Raw genomic sequence first — 17,992 nt, forward strand, 5'->3', positions numbered from 1 at the left:
GCGAAGCCAAGGTCTTGATCTGGTGCGCCAGCGAGAGTGTGCCGGCCGTGCTAAGTTCCGGGCCGAACCGACGATCAGGTTATAAAGAAACGACCAAATGATGATGAGCCATCTGCAGCGGAAAATCCACGCGCAGCCCGCCAGCCGACTGGCTGGCATGCGCCGTGGCATCGAAAAAGAGGGACTGCGGGTGCTGCCCACGGGAGGGCTGGCGCTCACGCCGCACCCGGCGGCGCTCGGCTCGGCGCTGACCCATCCCCACATCACCACCGACTACAGCGAGTCGCAGATCGAGCTGATCACGGGCGCGCGCCTGGGCGTGCAGGAATGCCTGGACGAACTCACCGAGATCCACCAGTTCGTCTACCGCAGCCTGCAGGCTTCGGGCGGCGAGATGCTGTGGCTGTCCAGCATGCCCTGCGGCCTGCCCACCGACGAGACCATTCCCCTGGCGCGCTACGGCTCGTCCAACGTGGGGCGTGCCAAGAGCGTGTACCGCATGGGGCTGGGCCACCGCTACGGCCGGCGCATGCAGACCATCTCTGGCATCCACTACAACTGGTCGCTGCCCGATGTGACCAGCGACGAATACTTCGCGCTGATCCGCAACTTCCGCCGCCATGCCTTCGTGCTGCTGTACCTGTTCGGCGCTTCGCCCGCGCTGTGCCCGTGCTTCGTGCAGGGGCGCGAGCACGGCCTGCAGCGCCTGGGCGGCGAGGCGCTCTACCTGCCGCACGCCACCTCGCTGCGCATGGGCCGCCTGGGCTACCAGAGCGATGCGCAGGCCACGCTGGCGGTGAGCTACAACGGCCTGGACGGCTACGCCGCCTCGCTGCGCGAAGCCCTGAGCCGGCCATACCCCGCCTACGAGGCGCTAGGCGTGCGCAACCCCGGGGGCGAATACAACCAACTGGGCACCAGCCTGCTGCAGATCGAGAACGAGTTCTACGGCACCATCCGCCCCAAGCGCACCGTGCGCTCGGGCGAGCGGCCCCTGAACGCGCTGCGCGACCGGGGGGTCGAATACGTCGAGGTGCGGCTGATGGACCTGGACCCGTTCGCGCCGCTGGGCATCGAGACGCAGACCATGCGCCTGCTGGACGTGTTCCTGCTGCACTGCCTGCTGTCCGACAGTCCGCCCGACACGCCGCAGGAGATCGCTGAGCTGCAGCGCAACCAGCACCTGACCGCCGAGCGCGGCCGCGAGCCGGACCTGTTGCTGCAGCGCGCCGGGCGCGAGATCCCGCTGGCCGAATGGGGCGCGCAGGTGCTAGCCGAATGCGAGCCGCTGGCCGCGGCGCTGGACGCCGCGCACGGCACCGGCGACTACGGCAGCGCGCTGGCCGATGCCCGGCGCCTCATGCAGCAGCCGCAGGCCACGCCGTCGGCCCGCGTGCTCGACCGCATGGCCGAGGCGCACGGCAAGAGTTTCAGCGCCTTCGCGCTGGAGCGATCGCAATGGGCGCGCGACACGCTGCTGGCCATGCCCTGGACCGAGGCGCAGCAGGCCCGGTTCGAGGCCGCCGCCGCGCAATCGGTGGCCGAGCAAAAGGCCATCGAAGCGGCGGACACCCTGCCTTTCGAGGCCTGGCGCGAGCAGTACATGGCGGTGCCCGTCCACGGCTGACACCCGCGCGGCCCGGGCATCCCCGGGACGGCCGCCCGCGCTGTGCGCTCAGCCCGGCTTGCGGGCCTGCGCCGCACTGCGGATGCCCTGCAGCGTGCCCGTGGGCGTGATGGCCTCCGGGTCCAGCAGGCAGTGCAGCACGCAGGGCAGGCCGCTGGCTCGGGCGCGTGCCAGCGCCGGGGCGAACTCCGCCGTCGTCTCCACCCGCTCGCCATGCCCGCCGAAGGCCGCGGCATAGGCCTTGAAATCGGGGTTCTTCAACTGGGTGGCGCTCACGCGGCCGGGGTATTCGCGCTCCTGGTGCATGCGGATGGTGCCGTACATGGCGTTGTCCAGCAGCACCACGATGATGGGCAGGCCGTACTGCACGGCGGTGGCGAACTCCTGGCCGTGCATCAGAAAGTCGCCGTCGCCCGCGAACACCACGACCTCGCGCTGCGGCCACAGCCGCTTGGCCCCCACGCCGGCCGGCAGGCCGTAGCCCATCGATCCGCTGGTGGGCGCCAACTGGCTGGCATAGGCGGTGAAAGGCCAGAAGCGGTGCACCCAGGTGGCGAAGTTGCCCGCGCCGTTGCAGAAGATCGCATCGGCCGGCAGCACCTCGCGCAGGTGGCGCATGACCTCGCCCATCTGCAGCGGGCCCGGAATCCGGATCGGGTCCGGATCGCTCCAGGCCAGGTAATCGGCGCGGGCGGCCTGCGTGTGCGCCGCCCAGCGCACCGCGGCGGGCGGCTGCAGCGCGGCGAGTGCGTTGGCAAAGGCCTGCGGCGTGGCGTGGATGGACTGCGTTGCCCGGTACAGGCGTCCCAGTTCGTTGGCATCGGCATGCACATGCACCAGGGGCTGCGACGGCACGGGAATGTCGAACAGCTCGTAGCCCTGCGACGGAATCTCCGACAGGCGCCCGCCCACCACCAGCACCAGGTCGCTTGCGCGGATGCGTGCCAGCAGCTTGGGGTTCGCCCCCAGGCCCAGGTCGCCACCGTAGCTGGCATGGTCGGCCGGGAACAGCATCTGCCGGCGGAACGAGCAGTACACGGGCAGCGACCAGGCCTGCGCGAACGCGACGAAGTCCTGCACCGCCCGCTCTGACCAGCGGCTGCCGCCCAGGATGGCGACCGGGCGCTCGGCGGCGGCCAGGCGCTCGGCCAGTTCCTGCAGCGCGGCAGCGCCGGGGTGGGTTTCCGGCACCGTGTAGGGCTGGGCGTCGGCCACCTGCACCGCATCGGTCAGCATGTCCTCGGGCAGCGCCACCACCACCGGGCCCGGGCGGCCCGACGTGGCGACGTGGAAGGCGCGCGACACCAGTTCGGGCACGCGGCGCGCGTCGTCGATCTGCACCACCCACTTGGCCATGGTGCCGAACACGGCGCCGTAGTCCAGCTCCTGGAACGCCTCGCGGCCCAGCGCGCCGCGCGCCACCTGGCCCACGAACACGATGAGCGGTGTCGAATCCTGGTGCGCGATGTGGATGCCGGCCGAGGCATTGGTCACCCCTGGGCCGCGCGTCACGAAGCAGATGCCGGGCTGCCCGGTGAGCTTGCCCTGCGCCTCGGCCATCATGGCCGCGCCGCCCTCCTGGCGGCACACGGTGACGGCGATCTGCGCGTCGTGCAGGGCATCCAGCACGGCCAGGTAGCTTTCGCCCGGCACGCAGAAAAGCTGTTGCACGCCGTGCAGGATGAGCTGGTCCACGAGGACCTGGCCGCCGGTGCGGGGAGAAACGGTGGAAGTCATGAAGGCGTCGATCAAGGGCGTTGAAGGAATGGAAACATGGCGGGCCGGCTCACCGCAGCGCCGCGCAGGCGTCCTGGATGCGCTGGCAGGCTGTCTGCAGCTGTGCCATCGAGGTAGCGTACGAGATGCGAAAGTACGGCGCCAGCCCGAAATACGTGCCCGGTACCACGGCCACCTCGTACTCGGCCAGCAGGTACTGGCAAAAATCCACGTCGGTCTTGAGCAGCGCGCCGCCCGGCGTGGTGCGGCCCAGCGTGCCGGCGCAACTGGCATAGGTGTAGAAAGCGCCCTCGGGCGTGCGGCAGCGCAGGCCGGGCGCCTGGTTGAGCGCCTGCACCACGAAATCGCGCCGGGCCTGAAAATCCGCGCAGCGCTCGGCCACGATGGCCTGCGGCCCGGTCAGCGCCTCGATGGCCGCCGCCTGGCTGATGGAGGAGGGGCACGAGGTGCATTGGCTCTGCACCACCGCCATGGCGGCGATCAGCTCGCACGGGCCGCCGGCAAAGCCGATGCGCCAACCCGTCATGGCATAGGCCTTGGACACGCCGTTCACCGTGAGGCAGCGGTTTTTCAGGCGTGGCTCCAGCGCGGCTGGCGTGGCGAAGGCCGCGCCGTCGTACAGGATGTGCTCGTAGATGTCGTCCGACAGCAGCCACACCTGCGGGTGGCGCAGCAGCACGTCCAGCAGCGGGCGCAACTGCGCGGCGCTGTAGGCGGCTCCGGTGGGGTTGGAGGGCGAGTTGAGCAGCAGCCAGCGCGTGCGCGGCGTGATGGCGGCCTCCAGCGCGGCCGGCGTCAGCCGAAAACCGTCCGCCTCGGTGCACGGCACGTTGACCGGCACGCCGCCCGCGATCGTCACCACGTCGGCATACGACGACCAGTAGGGCGCGGGCAGGATCACCTCGTCGCCCGGGTCCAGCGTGGCCATGAACGCGTTGTAGAGCACCTGCTTGGCCCCCGTGCCCACGGTGATCTCGTCCAGGGCGAAGTCCAGGCCGTTGTCCCGTCGGAACTTCTCGCGCACCGCCTCCTTCATCGCCGGGCTGCCGTCCAGCACCGTGTAGCGGGTCTCGCCGCGCGCCAGCGCCCGGCGCGCGGCCTCCAGGATGTGGTCGGGCGTGTCGAAGTCGGGCTCGCCCGCGCCCAGCACGATCACCGGCCGGCCCGAGCGCTTGAGCGCGTTGGCGTGGTCCGTGATGCGCAGGATGGGCGACACGCCCAGCGCCGCGATGCGCCGCGCAGGCGTGAACGCGCCGGGCGGGGCTGCGCCATTGACAAGGGCGGTGGGCAGGGTGGCGGTCATTTGAGGTAGGCCTCCAGCGGCTTGTCGTTGGGCGCCGCGATCAGTTGCCGCAACGTGCCGCTCATGGGCAGGTTCAGGCTCAGGTTGCGCGGCGGGATGGGGCTGGTGAACCACTTGGCGTAGATCTTTTCCAGCTCGCCCGTCTGCATCAGCCGCACCAGCACGCCGTCCACCCCGGCCTTGAATGCGGGGTCGTCCTTGCGGAACAGCAGCGCGATCGGCTCGGATCCCATCGGCTCACCCGCGATGCGGTAGGCCGCCGGGTCCTTGGAGGTGGCGATGGCGCCCGCCAGCAGGTTGTCGTCCAGCACGAAGGCATCGGCGCGGCCTGACTCCATCAGCAGGAAGCTCTCCTGGTGGTCCTTGCCCAGCAGCGTCTTGATGGGGGCGCCCAGCGCGCGCTCCTGCTTGCGCAGCATCTGCACGGCGGTGGTGCCGGCCGACGCGGCCACGGTGCGCCCGCCCAGTTGGCTGACCGAGTTCAAATCCGAATCCGCGCGCACCGCCATGCGCACCTCGCTCACGTAGGTGGTCACGGCAAAGGCCACCTGCTGCTGGCGCGCCGTGTTGTTGGTGGTGGGCCCGCAGCCGATGTCGATGGTGCCGTTCTGGACCAGCGCCAGCGTGTTCTGCGCGGTCACCGCCATGTATTCGAGCCGGGCCTGCGGCGCGATCTCCTTCATCACGCGCTCGCACAGCTCCACGTGGTAGCCCACGAACTTCTCGTTCGCGCCCAGGGCGTAGGCCATGGGCGGCGAGGCCTCACGCACCCCCAGCACCACTTTGCCGGCGGCCTTGATCTTCTCCAGGGTGGGCTGCTGCGCCGATGGGTTGGCGGGCGGTGCGGACGCCTGCGCGGTGGCTGCGCCGCACCAGAAAAAGGCCGCTGCGGCCGTGGCCGCGCCAGCCAGGGCCTTGAGGGGGAATGCCATGGGTGCTTGTCTCCTGTGTGGATGGGCCTGGCCGTTCGGGCCCAGGCCGGGGGACCGCGGCGGCGGGGGATCCGGTGCGCCGCCGCCGATCGCTCAATCGGCGATGTCGAAGGTCACGCCCTGCGCCAGGGGCAGGGCGGTGGAATAGTTGATGGTGTTGGTCGCGCGGCGCATGTAGGCCTTCCAGCTGTCCGACCCCGCCTCGCGGCCGCCGCCGGTCTCCTTCTCGCCGCCGAAGGCCCCGCCGATCTCGGCGCCGCTCGGGCCGATGTTCACGTTGGCAATGCCGCAGTCCGACCCTGCGGCCGACATGAACTGCTCGGCCTCGCGCACGTTCAGCGTGAAGATTGACGACGACAGGCCCGCGCCCACCGCGTTGTTCATGGCGATCGCCTCCTCCAGCGCGCCGTAGCGCACCACGTACAGGATGGGCGCGAAGGTTTCGTGCAGCGCCGGGCCTTCGTGCTTTTGCAGCTCCACCAGCGCCGGGCGCACGTAATACGCCTCGCTGCCCGCGATGTCCTCCACCCGGTCGCCACCGTGCACCGTGGCGCCCAGCGCGCGGCTTTGCGCCAGCGCCTTCTGCATGCCCTCGAAGGCCGGTCGGTCGATCAGCGGGCCCACCAGCGTGCCGGGTGTGCGCGGGTCTCCCACCTGCACGCTGGCATACACCTTGGCGAGCTGGGGCACCAACTGGTCGTAGATGCTCTCGTGCACGAACAGCCGGCGCAGCGTGGTGCAGCGCTGGCCCGCCGTGCCCATGGCCGCGAAGGCGATGCCGCGCAGCGCCAGGCCCAGGTCGGCGGTGGGCGCCACGATGGCCGCGTTGTTGCCGCCCAGCTCCAGGATGCCGCGCGCAAAGCGGGCCGCCAGGCGCGGGCCCACGGCCCGGCCCATGGCGGTGGAGCCCGTGGCCGACAGCACCGGCACGCGAGCGTCATCCACCAGCACCTCGCCCAGGTCGCGTTGGCCGATGATCAGCTCCAGCAGGCCCGCGGGCGCATCGGCGCCGAAGCGGGCGATGGCGCGCTGCGCGATCGCGTGCGTGGCCAGCGCGGTGAGCGGGGTTTTTTCCGACGGCTTCCACACCACCGGATCGCCGCACACCAGCGCCAGCGCCGCATTCCACGACCACACCGCCACGGGAAAATTGAACGCCGAGATCACGCCGCACACGCCCAGCGGGTGCCACGTTTCCATCATGCGGTGGCCGGGGCGCTCGGTGGCGATCGTCAGGCCGTAGAGCTGGCGCGACAGGCCCACGGCGAAGTCGCAGATGTCGATCATCTCCTGCACTTCGCCCAGCCCCTCGGACGGCACCTTGCCCGCCTCGATGGTTACCAGCAGGCCCAGGTCGGCCTTGGCCGCGCGCAGCTCTTCGCCCAGCAGGCGCACCAGTTCGCCCCGGCGCGGAGCCGGCACATTGCGCCAGCTTTGGAAGGCCGCATGCGCCCGCCCGATGGCCGCCGTGGCCTCGGCCGCGCTGTGCTGCGCCACCGCGCCGATCGCCTCGCCCGTGATGGGCGAGCGCACCGGCAGGCTGCCGCCTGTGTAGGCCGTGCGCGGCACGCCCAGGCGTTGCAGCAGTTGATCGACCTCCGCCGAGACGGCAGGGGCGTGCGTGGCGGGGACGGATGGGTTGGCGGCGTTGGCAGACATGGCGGTAGTGCTCGCAGTCAAAAAACAAGAACGGTAAAACGCGACAAAGAAAAGAAGCAGGAAAGCGTGCGCCAATATCCCCCAATCGCGCCCGCCTGCATAGCAAAATAACGGAACGACTTGATGTAAAAATGGAATCAAGTCCAGGGTTGGTAAAAACCCTTGCCCTAGTCGAATCTGCGCTGGCCGGCAATGCCCCGCGCAGAGTCATTCCCTTGAAGCATGACCTTACTGCGCCGCGCCTTTCTCCCCTCCATGGCCGACCTGCTGGCCTTCGAAGCCGCCGCCCGCCACCACAGCGTGTCGCGCGCGGCCGAAGAACTGCACCTGACCCAGAGCGCCGTCTCGCGCCAGATCCGCCAGCTGGAGGCGCAGCTGGGCACCGCCCTGTTCCACCGCGTGCGCCAGCGCGTGGTGCTCACCGACGCCGGCCGCGTCTACGCCGCCGACTTGCAGGGCGTGCTGCAGCAGCTGTCGGCCATCACGCAAAAGGCCATGGCCTTCAGCAGCACCGACGGCCTGCTCAACCTGGCCGTGCTGCCCACCCTGGGCACTCGCTGGCTCATCCCGCGCCTGGGCGGCTTCATGGCGCTGCATCCGGAGGTGACGGTCAATTTTGCGGCGCGCTCCGAGCCGTTCGACTTTGCGGGCACCCCGTTCGACGCCGCCATCCACTTCGGCACGCCCCACTGGGCCGGCGCGGTGTGCGAATACCTCATGCACGAAGAAGTAGTGCCGGTGTGCAGCCCCGGCTACCAAAGCCAGCACGGCATCCACACCCCGCAAGACCTGGCGCGCGTGGTGCTGCTGCAGCAAAGCACGCGGCCCACGCAGTGGTCGGAATGGTTCGAATTGGTGGGCGCCCCCACCAGCCTGGCGCTGCGCGGGCCACGGCACGAGCAGTTCGCCATGATTGCGCAGGCGGCGGTATCGGGGCTGGGGGCGGCGCTGCTGCCGCGGTTCTTGATCGAGCCGGAGCTGGCGGCGGGGAGCCTGGTGGAGCTGTCGGATACCGTGCTGACCAGTGGCGATGCGTATTACCTGGTGTATCCGGAGGCGCGGGCGGAGGCGCCGTTGGTGAAGGCGTTCAGGGATTGGGTGGTGGGGGAGAGTGGGGGAGTTAACGCGAAAAGTTAGATTGGCCTGAATGATTAGCGGTTTCAAGGTCTGCCACGTGTGGCCAATTTCGGTTGAGACTACGATTCGCTTTGGGCCCAAGCCGTCGTTCATAAACCGTCCGGACGGGGCGATAGCCAGTCCGTAAAGCGGGCACGAAGCTCTTCGGGTGCGATGGAGTGCGTGAAGACGTCCATCCCCCCGTCATAGGGACAGAAAATGTTTTTTGTCGCCGGAGAGGCAAACGAGATGCCCACCTCTTTCCAGTCTGCGAGCAGGCGAATCGCAGCTTCGAAAAAATCGGGTTTCCAGTGGCAAACCAAAGCCCGGACATACATTCGATCCTCTTCGTCTTGGCCGAGACTTTCGGGCTGCATCACAGCAACGGCCTCTCTGAATTGGCGCCCGGCAAGCTGATGCTTGGCCTTTCCACGCAGCCTGGCTTCCTCGCCAAGCGCGCGAAAGACGTACAAGGGCTCGTTGGCGCTGAAGAGCGCTGATGCGACGAGACAATGTCGATGTTCAATTTCGGCGTATTCGTCCAGCGACTCAGCGTACCGTTTCGATTCAGGGAGTGAATGAAATCGCACCCATTGCGCGCTGAGAGCGCGACGCAGAAGATGCCCGCAAGGCGCAATCTCGCCGAACTCAGAATGCCACCAGGCAAGGGGATCAGGACGCATATCCGTCACTCTATCCGAGCGTCTTTTGTTGATGGAGTCCCCTGAGTGAGGCCAATGCCAAGCGTCGGGTGATTGGTCAGTTCTGCCAATGGCTTAGCCGATTGAGCTGCGGCATTGCTCCCATCGCTGAAGTTAACCCCGCGGCCAACGGGAGCCTTCGAAGTCTGTCGGAGCCCTTCACAATCAAGACCTGCCCACCGCTCGTTCGACATGCCTCACTTTGATCATGGATAAATTTTTGCTGCAGCAGCAGGTGTTGGAACGGCTCGCACAAGACCTGCTGCAAACCGAGCAGGCAATGCGGGCGGCCCATGAAACGGCGACCCACGAAGAAAACATCGCCGAGAACAAATACGACACCTTGGGGCTTGAAGCCGCCTATCTGGCGACCGGCCAGGCTCGGCGCGCCGAAGCCATCCGCCAGGCGCTGGCCGATTGGCGCCAATTCCGCCCGCGCCCCTACGACGCCAGCAAAGGCATACAGCTCGGCGCGCTGGTCTGCCTGGTCGATTCCGACGACAAGGAGCAGCAGATCTTTCTCGGCCCGGATGGGGGCAGCATGAAGTTGGTCAGCGGCGGTCAGCTCGTTCAGGTCATCAGCTGCGAAGCCCCTTTGGGCAGGGCCATGCTGGGTAAATGCGAGGGGGATGAAGTGTCGATACAGCTCGCTCCGAGCCGGCAGCAGTTTGAGGTGCTTCGGGTGCATTGAGCCGTTGCAAGGTCAAGCAGAATCAACACGAGGTCAGCGGGCGTTCAGACCTCATGCACGCATCCGCTGGCAAAAATGATGTTCAAACAGGAGTGGAGCGACGTGAAAACAGACCAGGGCGACCTCGTCCTTGAAGCATTGCAGCAGCGGTTCCAGCAGAACACTCACAGGCACCCGGGTGTCGATTGGGCCCACGTCCATGCGCGTTTGCAAAACAATCCCGAAAAGCTGAAGGCGCTCCACGCCATGGAGGCCACAGGAGGCGAACCCGATGTCATCGGAACAGCGGATGCCGCCGGCACCTGCGTTTTCTGCGACTGCGCCGCTGAAAGCCCCCAGGGTCGCAGAAGCCTCTGCTTCGACGCAGCGGCATGGAATGCCCGCAAGCAGAACAAGCCAGAGAACAACGCGGAGGACGTGGCCGCTGCCATGGGCATCTCGCTGCTGACGGAGGACCAATACCGGACGCTTCAACAGTTTGGGGAGTTCGACCGCAAAACGTCCAGCTGGGTCGCCACGCCGCCGGAAATCAGACAACTCGGCGGCGCGCTGTTTTGCGACAGGCGCTACGGCAGGGTCTTCGTGTACCACAACGGGGCCGAGTCTTACTACGCTGCCCGAGGGTTCAGGGGCTCGGTGAGCGTGTGAGGCAGCCTTTGAGTTGGCGCGCAGCGATATAAACCCGGACCTGCTGCAGGCGTCGTTATCGTGGCGTGCATCGTTGCCTGCGACTGGACTGAACGATGGAAATTTCGGAGCGCCATGTGACCCGTCTGTGCAAATGGGATAGCAAGGCAATGCCTCGCCCAACCGATGAAGACATGAAGCGCTTGTCAGCCATGGTCCAGCGCGGGGAGCTGTATCCGGCGCTCAATCACACCAAATGGGCGAAGCTGCGTGCCGAGATGCTCGCGGCACCGGTCGAGCAGCACCCCCAGTTCCGGGGCCGCAGCGTTTTCGCGCCACCGGGGTTCTGCACTGCATGGGACGGCGAGTTCTATTACCACCTCCATCCGGTCGCGGAGTGGGAGTGGATCGAGCTTCAAGCGGCCTCGGCACAGTGGCTGCAAGAGGTCCTCAAGCGCCACGGCATTCCCTATTCCGTCGAAGCGGGAGTCATTCGGGTGTGGGGCTATACCCGGCCTGGGCCCCAGCCAGATTGGCGTGAGAGGGGCGATGGTCCATGGCCTAAGTCGAACGCTGTGTGACGGGTGGACGGGAAAGGCCCTGGCCGCGCCGTCGAACACATTGGCGGCAAAGATCGCTCGTCCGGCTCAATGGTCCCGCATCAAATCCGCCGACTTGCCCAGCTGCGCGAACATGAAATTCGGTGCGATGCGCGATGCGATCTTCAAGACGTTGCTCAACCCCGGCCGAATCTCGAGCTTGTCTGTCCGCAGCCCGGCCAAGGCATGTTTCACCAGGGTTTCGACCGGCATCGGGGTGACGCCACCCACATCTTCCTTCGTGAAATCGCCCGAGAACAGCGAGGTATCCGTGCCCGGTGGCGCCAGCTCGAAGACCTGCACGCGGGTGCGTTTGAGCTGCAGTCGCAGCGACCGTGTATAGGCATGCAGGCCCGCCTTGGTCGCGCAGTAGATGGGCGCGATGGCCATGGGCACGAAGGCCAACCCCGAAGACACATTGACGATCGCCGCGCGTGGCTGCTTTTTCAGGTGGGGCAGGAACATCTGGTTGACCCAGAGGGTGCCTTTCAGATTCGTTTCGACTTCCTGGGTCAGGGCTTGCAGATCGTCCGTGGGGCTCTGGAGATTGATCTTTCGCATGATGCCGGCGCAGTGGATGACGACGTTCAGTGCCGGAAACTCCTGGGGCAGCGTCTGGTGCATCGCGCGGATGGACGCGGGGTCGCCCACGTCGCAAACCCGGGTGTGGATGCCGGTTAGCGAGCGGCTCACGGCCGCCAGCTTGGTGGGGTTGCGGCCGGTGACGATCACGGTGTTGCCGAGGTGCAGAAGCTGCTTCGCCAGTTCCAGCCCGATGCCGGACGAACCGCCGGTGATCAGGACGGTGTTGTTGCTGATGTCCATGGTGTGGCCTTGTTGCCTGACGGTTGAAGGTGGAGGTTGACGGTCATTGGATTCCGCACGCAGCCTTCCAGGCGCCGCTGGGGAAATCGATGGGGTTGAAAGAGGCCAGGCCGTGAGGGCCCGGCCTCCGATCCGTCAATTCAAGGTGATGACGAGCCGTCCGGTCACGTGGCCTTGCGCGCTGAGTTCATGCGCGGCGGCGATGCGGTTGAGCGGAAAGGTTTGCTCGACCGGCAAGGTGAACGCGCCGGCGTTGAACAGCGATGCCGCACCCGCCAGCGCCTTGTTGGCCAGGGCCGCGTCCATGGGTTCGAACGAGGTTTTGGCGCCGTGTTGCGGGGCCGACAGGTCGGAGATCGACAGCACTTTCGATGCATCGCCGGTGATCGCCACCAGTTCCGGAATGACGCCGGAGCCGGCAATGTCGAGTGCGGCTTGCACGCCTTGCGGCGCCAGGGCGGCCACGCGATCGGCCAGCCCGGGCCCGTAGGTCGTCGGGGTGGCGCCCAGCGAGCGCAGGTAGTCGTGCTTGGCGGCGCTGGCGGTGCCGATCGTGCGGATGCCGGCGGCTTTGGCCAGCTGGATCACGGCCGACCCCACGCCCCCGGCGGCGCCGCTGACCAGGAGCGTCTCGCCCGGCTGCACGCCCACTTCGGCAATGATGCGCGTGGCCGTTTCGACCGCAACCGCGTAGCCTGCGGCTTCTTCGAAAGACAGGCCCTGCGGCTTCGCGGCCCATTCCTGCAGGACGGCGTATTCGGCCATCGTGTCGATGCCCTTGCCGAACACGGCGTCGCCCACGGCCAGGCCGGACACGCCTTCGCCCACGGCATCGACGATGCCTGCCGCGTCGAACCCGCTGCCGGCGGGCATGGCGATGGGCATCATCGCGTGCATGTAGCCGGCCCGCAGTTTCCAGTCGATCGGGTTGACGCCTGCCGCCTTGACCGCGATGCGCACCTGGCCGGGGCCGGGCGCGGGCTTCGCGATGTCTTCGATGGCCAGAACCTCTGGGCCACCGTATTGGTGAAACCGTACTGCTTTCATGGGGGGCATTCCTTGCTGATGGGGTGAAGGGAGCGGGCAGTGCTTGCCCACGCCGTGATTGTTCAGTGGCTCAGGAATGGTGCATAGTCCAGGAAATATGGACATGGCGTCTCATCAATGGAACAAAGTATGGATATCACGGCATTGGCGGACTTCAATCGGGTGGCGACCCACGGCGGGTTCGGCAGCGCCAGCCGCGCCAGCGGCGTGCCGAAGGCCACGCTGTCCCGCCGCGTGCGGGCGCTGGAGGATGCCCTGGGCGTGCGCCTCGTCGAGCGGGGCACCCGCAAATTGCAGTTGACGCCGGAGGGCGCCATCTTGCATTCGCGCACGGCCGATCCTTTCGGCGAGATCACGCAGGTGGTCGATGAGCTGAAGTCCGGCATCGGCCGGCCGCGCGGCGTGCTGCGCGTCAGCACACCGCTGCTGTTCGCGCACGTGGCGATGGGACAGCTGGGCGCGGAATTTTTGCACGCGCACCCCGAGGTGCGGCTGGAGGTCACGGCGGAAGACCGCCTCGTCGATCTGGTGGGCGACGGGTACGACATCGTCGTGCGCTTCAATCCGCGGCCGGACGATACGCTGGTCGGCCGCTGTTTTTTGCGCGATCAGTTGCTGCTGGTCGCGCCGCCAAATTGGCCAATGCCGCCAGCGAATGCCGCAGCGCCCGGCGGCGGCATCGAACTCCCGGCGGTCATGCGCACGGGCCGCACCGTGGCGAAGCCCTGGACGGTGGTCGACCAGGCCGGCAGCGTGCGCACGTACTTGCCCAAGCCGCTGTTGCGCTACTCGACCCCGCTGCTCATCCGAAACGCGGTGCTCGCGGGCGCAGGCCCGGCCCTGGTGCCCCGGACCGCCGTGGCGCCGGACCTGGCCGCCGGGCGCATCGTCGAGTGGGGCGTGGTGCAGGGGGCGGAACCCGAAGGCTGGGTGCTGCACGCATCACGCCGGCTCGTGAGCCCCAAGGTCACCGCCTTCGTGGATTTCCTTTGCGATCATTTCGCCGCATGAGGCGGGCAGGTGGGGGCCAGGCGCTCTGCACCGCGCATTTTTTGAGGAATGCGATGCTTGGTGATCCGTTTCGACGGGCTTGAGCCGGTCAGTCGGATGCGCCCACGCCGGCCGACCGGTCCGCGCCGGGCACGAACTGCTGCTCGGCCGGCGAACTCGCCAAACTCTGCGCCGGCCGCCGCAGCGTGGCATCGAACGGGTTGATCTTCGGTCCGATGGCCGCCGCCTCGCGCTTGAGCAACTCGACCACGGTCGGCATGCGGTCGGTATTGAGCCGGTCGGCGATGGTGCCTACGCTCAGGGCGGCCACGGCCCGGCCTTCCCGGTCGCAGATGGGCACGGCCACGCCGGCCATGCCTTCCAGCAGGCCCGTGTTGCGCCCGGCATAGCCCAACTGGCGCACGCGCTCGATTTCGGTGCGCAGGTACACCTCGTCGAACACGCCGTACTCCCGCACGCGAGAGAGGTTGAAGCGGATCACTTCTTCCCGCTCGGCCTCGGGCAGAAAGGCCAGGATGGCCAGCGCGCCCTGGCCCACGCCCAGGGCCACGCGGCCGCCGATGTCGCCGGTGAAGGATCGGATGGGGAAGGGGCCTTCGCTGCGGTCCAGGCACACGGCGTCGAAGCCGCTGCGCACCAGCAGAAAGATGCTGTCGCCCAGGCTGGCGCACAGGCGCAGCAGCACGGGCCGGCACAGGCTGCGCAGGTCGCCGGGGTTGCCGGCTTTGGCAGCCAGGGCGAAGAAATCCATGCTCAGGCGGTACAGCTTGGTGCGCTCGTCCTGCTCGGCCATGCCTTCGGCCACCAGCGATTGCAGCAAACGGTGCGTGGTGCCCTGCGTGAGACCGACCGCGCGCGCCAATTGGGTGACCCGGCCGCCCTCGGCCTGCACGGCCGACAAGGCCCGGATGACCGCGAACACGCGGGGGACGCCGCCCGTGGCGGTGGCTGGTGCTTGCATGCATCGCTCCTGTGGAATTTTGGGTTCAATGGATCGGCATGATATTTCATTGAATGGAATAAATTCAAGAAAAGTTCTGATTAATGGAATACCAGAAGTGTCTTGGTTTGTTTATTGCAATAGAGTGAATTGAAATCAGCGGCTGCTTCAACTTTGCGCGGCTGGCGCACCACCCGGGTGCACCAGCGCAGGAAGGCGGTGGCCGGTGCCGCTCTACAGCAGGTTTGCAAGCATCGGCAGGGTCTGGCGGCCCGCGCGATGCAGCTCCCGGAAAGGCTTCTTCCATGTCGTTTCTCAAGCTCGCGGATGTCACCAAGTTCTATGGCAGCACCTGTGCGGTGTCGGCCATAAACCTCACGGTGCAAAAGGGGGAGTTCGTCTCATTGCTGGGCCCCTCGGGCTGCGGCAAGACGACCACGTTGCAGATGGTGGCGGGGTTCGAGGCGGTGACCAGCGGGCGCATCGAGCTGGACGGCCGAGACATCACCCATGCCAAGGCCAACACGCGCGGGCTGGGCATCGTGTTCCAAAGCTATGCGCTGTTTCCGCACATGACGGTGGCGGCCAACGTGGCCTTCGGCCTGGAGATGCGCAAGATTCCGAAGGCCGAACGCGCGGAGCGCGTGGCCCACGCCCTGGCGCTGGTGCACCTGGAGCAGCACGCCACGCGCTACCCGCGCGAGATGTCGGGCGGGCAGCGCCAGCGCGTGGCCCTGGCGCGTGCTTTGGTGATCGAGCCGCCGGTGCTGCTGCTGGACGAGCCCTTGTCCAACCTCGACGCCAAGTTGCGCGAGGAGATGCAGTTCGAGCTGCGGCAGATCCAGCGCAAGGTGGGCACCACCACGATCATGGTCACGCACGACCAGAGCGAGGCGATGTCGATCAGCGACCGCGTGGTGGTGATGGAGGCCGGCCGCGCCACGCAGATCGACCACCCCCACCGCGTGTACGAGCACCCGCGCACGCGCTTCATCTCCACCTTCGTGGGCAAGGCCAATCTGCTGCCCGGCAAGGTGACGCATGCCAACGGCACGCACACGCATGTGTCGGTGGGCCCGCTGGCGGTGGAGGTGGATGGCCCCCGCTTTCGTCCCGGCGCCGCCGTGCTGCTGAGCGTGCGCCCTGAAAAAGCCCAGCTGGTGCCCGCCGTGCAGGGCCGGCTCGATGGCGAGGTGTGCGAGCGGTTCTTTCTGGGCAGCCAGTGGCTCTACCGCGTCGGCACGCCGGTGGGCGACCTGATGGTGCTCGCGCCCAACGATGGCCGCGCCGCGCTGGCCGAGGGCGAGCGCACGGGCGTGGATTGGCCCGACCACTGCATGCGCCTGCTGCCCGCCGACGAGGCCGCTCTGGCCGAGCTGGAGACCGAGGCCGCCGCTACCGAGGTGGCGCCATGAGCGTGGCCGCCACGTCGCTGCAAAGGAGGGCCGCGCCCTGGTGGCTGTCGGGCCCGGCGCTGGTGATGTTCACCGTGCTGCTGCTGGTGCCGCTGGCGCTCACGGCGGTGCTGTCGTTCAACGCGTTCGACCCGGCCACGGGCGTGAAAGCGGGCGAGTTCACGCTGGAGCACTACGCGCACGTTTTCACCGACTCGTACTACCACGCGATCTTCTGGCGCACGTTCTGGATCGCGGGCGTGGTCACGCTGATTTGCGTGGTCATCGGCGCGCCCGAGGCTTACATCCTGAGCCGCATGGGCAATCCCTGGCGTTCGATCTTGCTGCTGGTGGTGCTGGCGCCGCTGCTGGTGTCGGTGGTGGTGCGGGCCTTTGGCTGGAGCATGCTGCTGGGCCCCGAGGGGCTGGTGAACGGTGCGCTGCAGCTCTTCGGCATCGGCCCGTTCAAGATGCTCTACACCGAGGTCGCCGTGGTGGTGGCGCTGGTGCATGTGATGCTGCCGTTCATGGTGATCCCGGTGTGGACATCGCTGCAAAAGCTGGACCCGGGTGTGGCGAACGCAGCGCTGTCGCTGCAGGCCACGCCGTTCACCACGCTGCGGCGCATCGTGCTGCCGCAGGTGATGCCGGGCATCTTGTCGGGCAGCCTGATCGTGTTCGGGCTGGCGGCCAGTTCGTTCGCCATTCCCGGCCTGCTGGGCGGGCGGCGGCTCAAGATGGTCGCCACGGTGGTGTACGACGAGTACCTGCACGAACTGAACTGGCCGCTGGGCGCGGCGATCGCGCTCACGCTGCTGGTGGCCAATCTGGTGGTGATGCTGAGCTACAACCGCCTGGTCGAGGGCCGCTACAAGAAAGCGCTGGGTTGAACGTGACGACCCCCACGCTCCATCACTTGGTGTATTCGCCGCCCCCCAAGGGCGCGCAGGCCTGCCTTCGGGCGGCCCGACGGGAGTCCTGATCCATGAACAAGAACGGCCCCATCGCCTTGGCGTTCAACGCCCTGGTCATCACCTTCATGCTCGCCCCGCTGGTGGTGGTGTGCATCGTGGCGTTCACGCCGCACAACACGCTCACGCTGCCGACCACCCAGTTCTCGCTGCGCTGGTTCAGGGCCGTGTTCGAGCACCCGGACTTCATGCAGTCGTTCTGGAACAGCCTGTGGCTGGCGCTGGCCTCGGCCACGCTGGCAACCGTGCTGGCCGTGCCTGCGGGCATCGCTATCACGCGTTACGAGTTCGCGGGGCGCGGGTTCTTGAACGGGCTGTTCCTGTCGCCGCTGATCATTCCGCACCTGGTGCTGGGCGTGGCGCTGCTGCGCCTGTTCGCGCTGACGGGCGGCACGGGCAGCTTCGGCTGGCTGGTGGCGGCGCATGCGCTCATCGTCACGCCCTACACCTTGCGTCTGGTGGTGGCGGCGCTGGTGGGGTTCGACCGCAGCGCCGAGCACGCGGCGCTGTCGCTGGGAGCCAGCCAGGCCACGGTGTTCACGCGCATCACGCTGCCCATGATCCTGCCGGGCGTGACGGGGGGCTGGCTGCTGGCGTTCATCAACAGTTTCGACGAGGTGACCATGTCGATCTTCGTGACCTCGCCCAGCACGGTGACGCTGCCGGTGCGCATGTACATGTACGCCACCGAGTCGATCGACCCGCTGATGGCCGCCGTGTCGGCGCTGATGGTGGCGCTCACCGCCTGCGCCATGGTGCTGCTGGACCGGGTCTATGGCCTGGACCGCGTGCTGGTGGGGCGCAAGTAACGC

At 67.5% G+C, this 17,992-nt stretch carries 17 protein-coding genes; 9 read left to right on the plus strand and 8 right to left on the minus strand.

Going from position 1 to position 17,992, the window contains the following annotated elements:
- Nucleotides 1-103 precede the first annotated feature (103 nt).
- Nucleotides 104-1,627 carry a glutamate--cysteine ligase gene (gshA, locus tag AVTE2539_RS06745; RefSeq protein WP_284409468.1) on the plus strand — a complete coding sequence of 508 codons (1,524 nt, stop codon included), beginning with the start codon at nt 104-106 and terminating at the stop codon, nt 1,625-1,627.
- A gap of 48 nt (nt 1,628-1,675) precedes the next feature.
- On the opposite strand, the gene AVTE2539_RS06750 is transcribed toward gshA, so the two are convergent.
- From AVTE2539_RS06750 to amaB, 4 genes are all read right to left on the minus strand, one after another.
- Nucleotides 1,676-3,364 carry a thiamine pyrophosphate-binding protein gene (locus AVTE2539_RS06750; RefSeq protein ID WP_284409088.1) on the minus strand — a complete coding sequence of 563 codons (1,689 nt, stop codon included), beginning with the start codon at nt 3,362-3,364 and terminating at the stop codon, nt 1,676-1,678.
- A 49-nt stretch (nt 3,365-3,413) separates the two neighbouring features.
- The gene (locus tag AVTE2539_RS06755) at nt 3,414-4,667 is read right to left on the minus strand and encodes a pyridoxal phosphate-dependent aminotransferase (protein WP_284409092.1); all 1,254 of its coding nucleotides are present in this window, start codon (nt 4,665-4,667) and stop codon (nt 3,414-3,416) included.
- Nucleotides 4,664-5,599 carry an amino acid ABC transporter substrate-binding protein gene (locus AVTE2539_RS06760; RefSeq protein ID WP_284409093.1) on the minus strand — a complete coding sequence of 312 codons (936 nt, stop codon included), beginning with the start codon at nt 5,597-5,599 and terminating at the stop codon, nt 4,664-4,666. Before AVTE2539_RS06760 ends, AVTE2539_RS06755 begins: the two co-directional genes overlap by 4 nt.
- A gap of 93 nt (nt 5,600-5,692) precedes the next feature.
- Nucleotides 5,693-7,258, minus strand: coding sequence for an L-piperidine-6-carboxylate dehydrogenase (gene amaB, locus AVTE2539_RS06765; protein ID WP_284409095.1), 1,566 nt, complete (start codon nt 7,256-7,258; stop codon nt 5,693-5,695).
- Between the two features lie 222 nt (nt 7,259-7,480).
- On the opposite strand from amaB, the gene AVTE2539_RS06770 reads away from it, so the two are divergent.
- A complete protein-coding gene (locus AVTE2539_RS06770; protein ID WP_284409097.1) occupies nt 7,481-8,395 on the plus strand; it encodes a LysR family transcriptional regulator in 915 nt (304 codons plus the stop codon).
- An 89-nt stretch (nt 8,396-8,484) separates the two neighbouring features.
- Here the strand turns inward: AVTE2539_RS06770 and AVTE2539_RS06775 are convergent, their stop codons facing one another.
- On the minus strand, nt 8,485-9,057 hold the full coding sequence (locus AVTE2539_RS06775) for a DUF3885 domain-containing protein (protein ID WP_284409098.1): 573 nt from the start codon (nt 9,055-9,057) through the stop codon (nt 8,485-8,487).
- 226 nt (nt 9,058-9,283) lie between these two features.
- On the opposite strand from AVTE2539_RS06775, the gene AVTE2539_RS06780 reads away from it, so the two are divergent.
- The 3 genes from AVTE2539_RS06780 to AVTE2539_RS06790 all read left to right on the plus strand — a co-directional run bounded on the left by AVTE2539_RS06780 (nt 9,284) and on the right by AVTE2539_RS06790 (nt 10,974).
- Complete coding sequence (locus AVTE2539_RS06780) at nt 9,284-9,766, plus strand: GreA/GreB family elongation factor (RefSeq protein ID WP_284409100.1); 483 nt, start codon at nt 9,284-9,286, stop codon at nt 9,764-9,766.
- 75 nt (nt 9,767-9,841) lie between these two features.
- Entirely contained in the window at nt 9,842-10,414 is a 573-nt protein-coding gene (locus tag AVTE2539_RS06785; protein WP_284409102.1) for a DUF4256 domain-containing protein, read from the plus strand.
- 95 nt (nt 10,415-10,509) lie between these two features.
- Nucleotides 10,510-10,974, plus strand: coding sequence for a DUF6678 family protein (locus AVTE2539_RS06790; RefSeq protein WP_284409104.1), 465 nt, complete (start codon nt 10,510-10,512; stop codon nt 10,972-10,974).
- A gap of 66 nt (nt 10,975-11,040) precedes the next feature.
- On the opposite strand, the gene AVTE2539_RS06795 is transcribed toward AVTE2539_RS06790, so the two are convergent.
- Both AVTE2539_RS06795 and AVTE2539_RS06800 read right to left on the minus strand, forming a co-directional pair.
- Nucleotides 11,041-11,817: an SDR family oxidoreductase gene (locus AVTE2539_RS06795; protein WP_284409106.1), complete on the minus strand. Its 777-nt coding sequence runs from the start codon at nt 11,815-11,817 to the stop codon at nt 11,041-11,043.
- Nucleotides 11,818-11,952: 135 nt separating this feature from the next.
- On the minus strand, nt 11,953-12,864 hold the full coding sequence (locus tag AVTE2539_RS06800) for an NADP-dependent oxidoreductase (protein ID WP_284409108.1): 912 nt from the start codon (nt 12,862-12,864) through the stop codon (nt 11,953-11,955).
- Between the two features lie 129 nt (nt 12,865-12,993).
- Between AVTE2539_RS06800 and AVTE2539_RS06805 the strand changes: the two genes are divergently transcribed.
- Nucleotides 12,994-13,875 carry a LysR family transcriptional regulator gene (locus AVTE2539_RS06805; protein WP_284409110.1) on the plus strand — a complete coding sequence of 294 codons (882 nt, stop codon included), beginning with the start codon at nt 12,994-12,996 and terminating at the stop codon, nt 13,873-13,875.
- Nucleotides 13,876-13,963: 88 nt separating this feature from the next.
- Here AVTE2539_RS06805 and AVTE2539_RS06810 read toward each other — a convergent pair whose 3' ends face one another.
- Complete coding sequence (locus AVTE2539_RS06810) at nt 13,964-14,836, minus strand: IclR family transcriptional regulator (protein WP_284403442.1); 873 nt, start codon at nt 14,834-14,836, stop codon at nt 13,964-13,966.
- Nucleotides 14,837-15,120: 284 nt separating this feature from the next.
- Between AVTE2539_RS06810 and AVTE2539_RS06815 the strand changes: the two genes are divergently transcribed.
- The 3 genes from AVTE2539_RS06815 (at nt 15,121) to AVTE2539_RS06825 (ending at nt 17,989) form a co-directional block, all read left to right on the plus strand.
- A complete protein-coding gene (locus tag AVTE2539_RS06815) occupies nt 15,121-16,230 on the plus strand; it encodes an ABC transporter ATP-binding protein (RefSeq protein WP_284409112.1) in 1,110 nt (369 codons plus the stop codon).
- Nucleotides 16,227-17,099, plus strand: coding sequence for an ABC transporter permease (locus AVTE2539_RS06820; protein ID WP_284409114.1), 873 nt, complete (start codon nt 16,227-16,229; stop codon nt 17,097-17,099). Before AVTE2539_RS06815 ends, AVTE2539_RS06820 begins: the two co-directional genes overlap by 4 nt.
- Nucleotides 17,100-17,194: 95 nt before the next feature.
- A complete protein-coding gene (locus tag AVTE2539_RS06825; protein WP_284409116.1) occupies nt 17,195-17,989 on the plus strand; it encodes an ABC transporter permease in 795 nt (264 codons plus the stop codon).
- Nucleotides 17,990-17,992: the final 3 nt, after the last annotated feature.

Origin of the sequence: Acidovorax sp. SUPP2539 (assembly GCF_030158975.1) — a bacterium.
GTDB lineage: Bacteria > Pseudomonadota > Gammaproteobacteria > Burkholderiales > Burkholderiaceae_C > Paracidovorax.